The sequence below is a fragment of the Agreia sp. genome (assembly GCF_964263775.1).
GTDB lineage: Bacteria > Actinomycetota > Actinomycetes > Actinomycetales > Microbacteriaceae > Agreia.
In genome coordinates this window covers 1-5,900 of record NZ_CAXVWM010000006.1, presented here as the reverse complement: position 1 = coordinate 5,900, position 5,900 = coordinate 1, and the positions used below count along the sequence as shown (strand labels likewise).

General features: G+C 66.5%; 8 protein-coding genes. 3 read left to right on the top strand and 5 right to left on the bottom strand.

Features of this window, described 5'->3' with window-relative positions:
- The 3 genes from ACE5CZ_RS00385 to ACE5CZ_RS00375 form a co-directional block, all read left to right on the top strand.
- Window positions 1-210: BlaI/MecI/CopY family transcriptional regulator (locus tag ACE5CZ_RS00385; protein WP_374945372.1), on the top strand; the 210-nt coding region annotated here is incomplete at its 5' end.
- A 2-nt stretch (window positions 211-212) separates the two neighbouring features.
- Complete coding sequence (locus ACE5CZ_RS00380) at window positions 213-1,157, top strand: M56 family metallopeptidase (RefSeq protein ID WP_374945371.1); 945 nt, start codon at window positions 213-215, stop codon at window positions 1,155-1,157.
- 50 nt (window positions 1,158-1,207) lie between these two features.
- Window positions 1,208-1,918 carry a DedA family protein gene (locus ACE5CZ_RS00375; protein WP_374945370.1) on the top strand — a complete coding sequence of 237 codons (711 nt, stop codon included), beginning with the start codon at window positions 1,208-1,210 and terminating at the stop codon, window positions 1,916-1,918.
- A gap of 7 nt (window positions 1,919-1,925) precedes the next feature.
- Here the strand turns inward: ACE5CZ_RS00375 and ACE5CZ_RS00370 are convergent, their stop codons facing one another.
- The 5 genes from ACE5CZ_RS00370 to ACE5CZ_RS00350 form a co-directional block, all read right to left on the bottom strand.
- Complete coding sequence (locus ACE5CZ_RS00370; RefSeq protein WP_374945369.1) at window positions 1,926-2,852, bottom strand: ABC transporter substrate-binding protein; 927 nt, start codon at window positions 2,850-2,852, stop codon at window positions 1,926-1,928.
- A 2-nt stretch (window positions 2,853-2,854) separates the two neighbouring features.
- Window positions 2,855-3,598: an ABC transporter permease gene (locus ACE5CZ_RS00365; RefSeq protein ID WP_374945368.1), complete on the bottom strand. Its 744-nt coding sequence runs from the start codon at window positions 3,596-3,598 to the stop codon at window positions 2,855-2,857.
- On the bottom strand, window positions 3,595-4,281 hold the full coding sequence (locus ACE5CZ_RS00360) for an ABC transporter permease (RefSeq protein WP_374945367.1): 687 nt from the start codon (window positions 4,279-4,281) through the stop codon (window positions 3,595-3,597). Before ACE5CZ_RS00360 ends, ACE5CZ_RS00365 begins: the two co-directional genes overlap by 4 nt.
- Window positions 4,278-5,123, bottom strand: coding sequence for an ABC transporter ATP-binding protein (locus tag ACE5CZ_RS00355; RefSeq protein WP_374945366.1), 846 nt, complete (start codon window positions 5,121-5,123; stop codon window positions 4,278-4,280). Before ACE5CZ_RS00355 ends, ACE5CZ_RS00360 begins: the two co-directional genes overlap by 4 nt.
- A gap of 136 nt (window positions 5,124-5,259) precedes the next feature.
- Window positions 5,260-5,900 (bottom strand): TetR/AcrR family transcriptional regulator (locus tag ACE5CZ_RS00350; protein WP_374945365.1); only part of this gene is annotated, 641 nt, incomplete at its 5' end.

The following is a 5,900-nucleotide window of genomic DNA, read 5'->3' as shown; positions in this document are numbered from 1 at the left end:
AAGGGCTTCGTGTCGCGCAGCCGCGCCACACGGCCGCACCGCTACCATGCGGTCAACTCGCGGTCGGAGCACACGGCCGAACTCATGCACGAGGTGCTTCAGCTGGCACCCGATCGAGACGATGCCCTCGCCCGATTCGTGGGTGGCGTGTCTCCCACCGAGGCCGAAACGCTTCGGCGACTGCTCGCATCCCGCGGCACCGGTAGCTGACGGTGACCGGAGCCTGGATAGGGCTTGCGGTCCTCGCCCTCGCACTGGCGTGGCCCGTTCCGATCGCTTTATCGAAGGCCGCCTGGCCCGCCCGCGCGCCCGGTACCGCACTGGCCCTCTGGCAGGCGATCGCCCTCTCGGGTGGCCTGTCCATGATCGGAGCGCTGCTGGCGTTCGGCCTCACACCCTTCGAGAACGACGTCGGGCAGGCCTGTGCGCTCCTGTTCGGCCACCTGCTCGACGGCCCTCTGCCGCCCCAGGCGGGAGCGCTTCAGATCGTCTCGCTGGCCGGCGCCGTCGTGCTCGGCGCGCACCTCGTGCTGAGCCTCGCGACGACCGCGGCCAGCACCGAGCGCGAACGTCGCCGGCACCGGGCCCTGATAGCCCTCTTGAGTTCTCCCCTGCAGGGCAGTCCCGGCACCCGGATGCTCGATTTCGCCGCGCCCGTGGCGTACTGCCTTCCGGGCGTGCGCTCGATCACGGTGCTCACCGAAGGCCTGGTTCGGGTATTGGATGCCGCACAGCTTCGCGCGGTTCTGGCCCACGAGCGGGCCCACCTCCGCCAGTACCACCACCTGGTGCTCCTGGCCTTCAAGGCCTGGAACATCGCGCTCCCCTGGTTTCCGATCGCGAATCGCGCGGAGAAGGCCGTCGCGCTCCTGGTCGAGATGCTCGCCGACGACGACGCGCGTCGCGAGGTCGACGACGCATCCCTGGCCACGGCCATCGCGATCGTCGGCTCGCCCTGGCGCGACGGCGACCCCGGTGCGACACCCGTCGCATCCGATGAGATCGTGCCCGAGGCAGATCCGGAGACGCTCGGCGCTCGGGTATCCCGGCTCGTCGCCCCGCCCGCACCGCTCTCCGGCCCCGCCCGCTCTCTCGTGCTCGCGGCAGCGATCGCGCTGGTCGCCACCCCGGTCGCGGTGCTCTTCTCACTGCTGTAGCGGGGCGCATCCCCAGCCCGAGAAGGCCGGCACGTCATAGGCTCGGTCTCGTGAACGACATTCTCAGCTGGATCCTGGACTCGGTGTCGAGCGTGGATCCGGTGTGGCGCACCCTCATCGCCGGGGTCGCCATGCTGCTCGAGACCAGCATCCTGCTCGGTCTCATCGTGCCCGGAGACACGGTTCTGCTGGTCACCGCAACCGGCGTGCAGGGGCCCGTGCAGTACTTCGCCCTCGCCCTGGCATCGATCGTCGGCGCCCTCTGCGGCGAGAGCATCGGCTTTCTCCTCGGCCGCCACTTCGGCCCGCGCATCCGCCATTCGCGCCTCGGCCGACGCATCGGGGAGCGCCATTGGCAGCGCGCGGAACGCTACCTCGACCGGCGAGGCGGCATCGCCGTCTTCCTGTCACGGTTCCTGCCCGTGCTGCACTCGCTCATCCCGGTCACCGTGGGCATGAGCACGATGGCCTACCGTCGGTTCATAGCCTGGACCCTGCCGGCATGCATCGTGTGGTCATTCGCCTACGTGACCGCCGGTTCGCTCGCGGCGGGCAGCTACCGCGAACTGGCCGACAGGCTGCACTTCGCCGGCTACATCTTCGTGGCGGTCATCGTGGTCTTCGTCGTCGTGGTGCTGGTGGTGAAGAAGCTCATCGCGCGCGGTGAAGAGCGGCATATGACCGACGCCACCGATTTCTCGTCTCCCGCGCACACGGAAGCGGGCCCGCCGACCGGAGTCGACAGGCCCGCTGACGTGTGATCAACGACTAGAAGAGCTTCTTGTCGTCGAGCCAGGCCTTGGCGATCACCTCGGCCGACTTCTGGTCGTTGACGCTCTGCGAGTTCAGCTCGACGAGGTCGTCTTCGGTCAGCGCCGCGCTGACCTTGTTGATGACGTCGGCGGCCTTGTCGTCGACCTTTGTCGAAGCGACAGGCACGACGTTGTCGGCCACGAACAGGCCGTCGGGGTCGGTGAGGGCGACGAGGTTGTTCGACTTGATGTTGGGATCGGCCGTGTAGATGTTGCCCAGCTGGATCGTGTTGTCGACGAGCGCCTTCACGGTCAGCGGTCCGCCCGAGTCCTCGATCGACTGGAAGGTCGTGTCGATGCCGTACTTCTCCTTCAGGGTGGCGGGCCCGTAGGGGCGCGTCTCGAGCTCGGCGTTGCCGCCGACGACGATCGGGGTCGTGACGTTCTTGAGCGACGCGATGTCGGTGAGGTTGTTCGCCTTGGCGAATGCGTCGGTAACCGTGTACGAGTTCTGGTCACTGGCCTCGGACTTGTCGAGAACCCGCAGGCCTTCGGGCAGCGCCGACTCGAGGGCCGCGTACACGTCATCGCTGGTGGTCGCCGTGGTGTCGGGTTCGAGCGCCTGCAGCAGGCTTCCCGTGTACTCGGGGAACAGGTCGATCTTGCCGTCTTCGATCTCGGGAAGGTAGACCTCGCGCTGGCCGATGCGGAACTGGCGGTCTACGTCGAAATCGTTCGCTTCGAGTGCCTGGGCGTAGATCTCGGCGATGATCTCGCTCGAGTAGTAGTCCTGCGAGCCGACCACGATGGAGTCGGTGCTCGCCGCGTCACTCGAACCGGCATCCAGCGGATCCGACGTTGCGCACCCTGCCAGCGCCACGACGGCGCCGACCGCGATTACGCCTGCGACGACCCGGCCCTTCTTAATGTGTGCTGTGAACATCGTTATTTCCTCTCTTGGGTGGGGAGTCCCACCACCGCAACGCGTCGGGATGACGGCGTGCGGACGTCTCTGCGCTCGGATGCGCCCGCGGACACACCGCGTGGTACCACCAACTTCTGGATGATCGCGAAGATTCCCTCGCTGATCACGGCGAGCAGGATGACGAGTATGGAGCCCGCCAGCATCTGCGGATAATCGTTGGATTTCGTTCCCGCGAAGATGAAGTGACCAAGGCCACCGGCGCCCACGTAGTCGGCGAGGGTCGCCGTTGCGATGATCTGCAAGGTGCCCGAGCGAAGGCCGCCGATGAGGAGGGGAAGCCCGAGCGGCACTTCGACCTTCGAGACGATCTGCCACTCGGTCATGCCCACGGCACGCGCGGCGTCGACGGTGCGCCGATCGACCGCCTCGAAGCCCGAGTAGGCGCCGGCGAGGATCGGCGGCACCGCGAGCACGATGAGCGCGATCAGCGGTGCCTCGATGCCGATGCCGAGCCAGAGCGCGAGGATGATCAGGAGTCCCAGGGTCGGGAGCGCCCGCAGCCCCCCGGTGAGGCTGACGGCGAGACCGCGACCTCGGCCCGTGTGACCGATCAGGTAGCCCACCGGAACGGCGATGACGCTGGCGATGACGAGCACCACCAGGCTGATGCCGAGGTGTTGGGCGAGGCGGGTGGGAATTCCATTGGCCCCGGAGAGGTGCGCCGGGTCGAAGATCCACGCGATGGCTTCGATGAGAAAATTCACGAGGTCGCCGCCTCGATCGTTACCCGGTTGCGACGCTCCACCGGGGTGCGGGTCGCGCGACTCCACGGCATGAGGAGGCGTCCCAGCATGACGAGTGCGAAGTCGAGCAGCAGCGCCAGGGCGATCGTCGCGACCATGCCGGCGGCGACCTCTGCCACGATGTTGCGCTGCAGGCCGTCGGTGAAGAGCAGGCCGAGGCTTTTGATTCCGAGCACGGCACCCACCGTGACCAGGCTCACCGTGCTCACGGCGACAACCCGAATACCCGCGAGCAGCACAGGGCCCGCGAGCGGCAGGTCGACGCGCCAGAATCGCGTCCACGAAGAGAATCCCATGGCCGTCGCCGACTGGGTGACATCTCCCGACACCGAGCCGAGCGCATCCGCCGTCGTACGCACCATGAGCGCGACGCCGTAGAGGGTGAGCGCCACGATCACGTTGATCGAGTCGCGGAGGCCCGTTCCGAGCACGATCGGCAGAATGACGAACAGCGGCAGAGAAGGGATCGCATAGAGCAGCCCGAGCACCGTCAGAAGCACGCCTCGGCTCCAGCTGTACCGGTTCGCGAGCCACCCGATCGGAATCGAGATGACGAAGCTCAAGATGATGGGCGGCACCGAGAGCGCAAGGTGTTCGAGGGTGCGCTGACCGATGAGGGGCAGGTTCTCGAGAACCCAGTTCATGCGGGCGTGTCCTCGACCTGTCGGGCGGAGCGGTCGACGAGCACACCGGCGGCACGCCCCTCACTGTCGAGGATGATGTCTCGACCGTCTCGATGGTCGATGTGCAGCGCCCGCTTGCCTTTGGTCGCGCCGATGAAGTTCGCCACGAAGTCGTTCACGGGGTTCGTGAGTATTTCGGTCGGCGACCCCTTCTGGGCGATGATTCCGCCCTTCTGCAGAATGACGACCTGGTCGCCGAGCAGGAACGCCTCGTCGATGTCATGGGTGACGAAGACCACGGTCTTGTCGAGGTCTCGCTGAAGCCGCACGAGCTCGTGCTGCAGGTCGGCCCGCACGAGCGGGTCGACGGCCCCGAAAGGCTCATCCATCAACAGGATGTTCGGGTCGGCCGCGAGACCGCGTGCAACGCCCACACGCTGTTGCTGCCCGCCCGAGAGCTGGCTGGGGTATCTGTTCGCGAGCGATCGATCGAGGCCGACTGTGTCGAGCAGTTCGAGGGCTCGGGCGTGGGCCTCTTTCTTCGGAACACCGTTGAGGAGAGGAACGGTGGCGACGTTGTCGATGACCTTGCGGTGCGGCAGCAGCCCGGAGTTCTGCATCACGTAGCCGATGCGTCGACGCAGCTTCACCTTGTCGAGGCTGACGATGTCTTCACCGTCGATCTCGATCGATCCCGAGGTGCGATCGATCATACGGTTGATCATGCGCAGGATGGTGGTCTTGCCGCAGCCGGAGGATCCGACGAACACCGTCGTCTTGCGAGAGGGGATGACCAGGCTGAAGTCCTCGACCGCGAGGGTCCCGTCGGGAAACTGTTTCGACACCTGACGGAACTCGATCATGTGCTGGCCCGTTCGTCTGGCGCGCCTGGGTGCACGCGTGTGTTCCCAGCCAAACACGGCGCACCCCGATAGGCAAAGCATGCGGGGTGGGCATGACGAATTGTGTCGGGCAGGCTAGGGTGCAGCCGGCGTCTGCTCAGACGGGCTGTTCGTTGCTCTCGCAGCGCCCCGTGAGATATTGGCGCACGATCAGCTCGCACTCGCCGATGATGGTCTCGTCTCCTGCGCCGCCGAGCATGAACGCTCGCACCAGAAGCGCGTCGATCATGGTGACGGCGATCTCGAGGCGGGTAGCCAGAGCGGCGTCTTGCGGCATTGCGTAGTTCTCGACGAGCACGTCGCGAAGAGTTTGAGCGATGCGATGCGTCTTGATGCGCGACACGTCGGTCTCGGGCGATGACACGAGGTCGCCGAGCCTGACCGAGGTGAAGCCCACCAGGCCACGGTGCATGGCGACGGACGATCCGATCGAGACGACGACGGCATCCACCCAGTCTGTGGGCTTCTTCTCGGCAATGTCGGCCTCGAACTGGCGGAGGAAGCGCTCCACGCTGCGCGCGCCGAGGGCGGTCAGCACCGCGATGCGGTCGGGAAAGTAGCGGTAGACGGTGCCGATCGACGCCTCGGCCCGATCGGCGACGAGGGCTGTGGTGAGCCGTTCGATGCCCACTTCGTCGACCACGGCGGCGGCGGCGTCGAGCAGTGCGGCGATGCGGTCGGAGCTGCGAGCCTGGATGGGTTCGTTTCGCACCTGCACTGCGTCGGATCGGGTGTCTT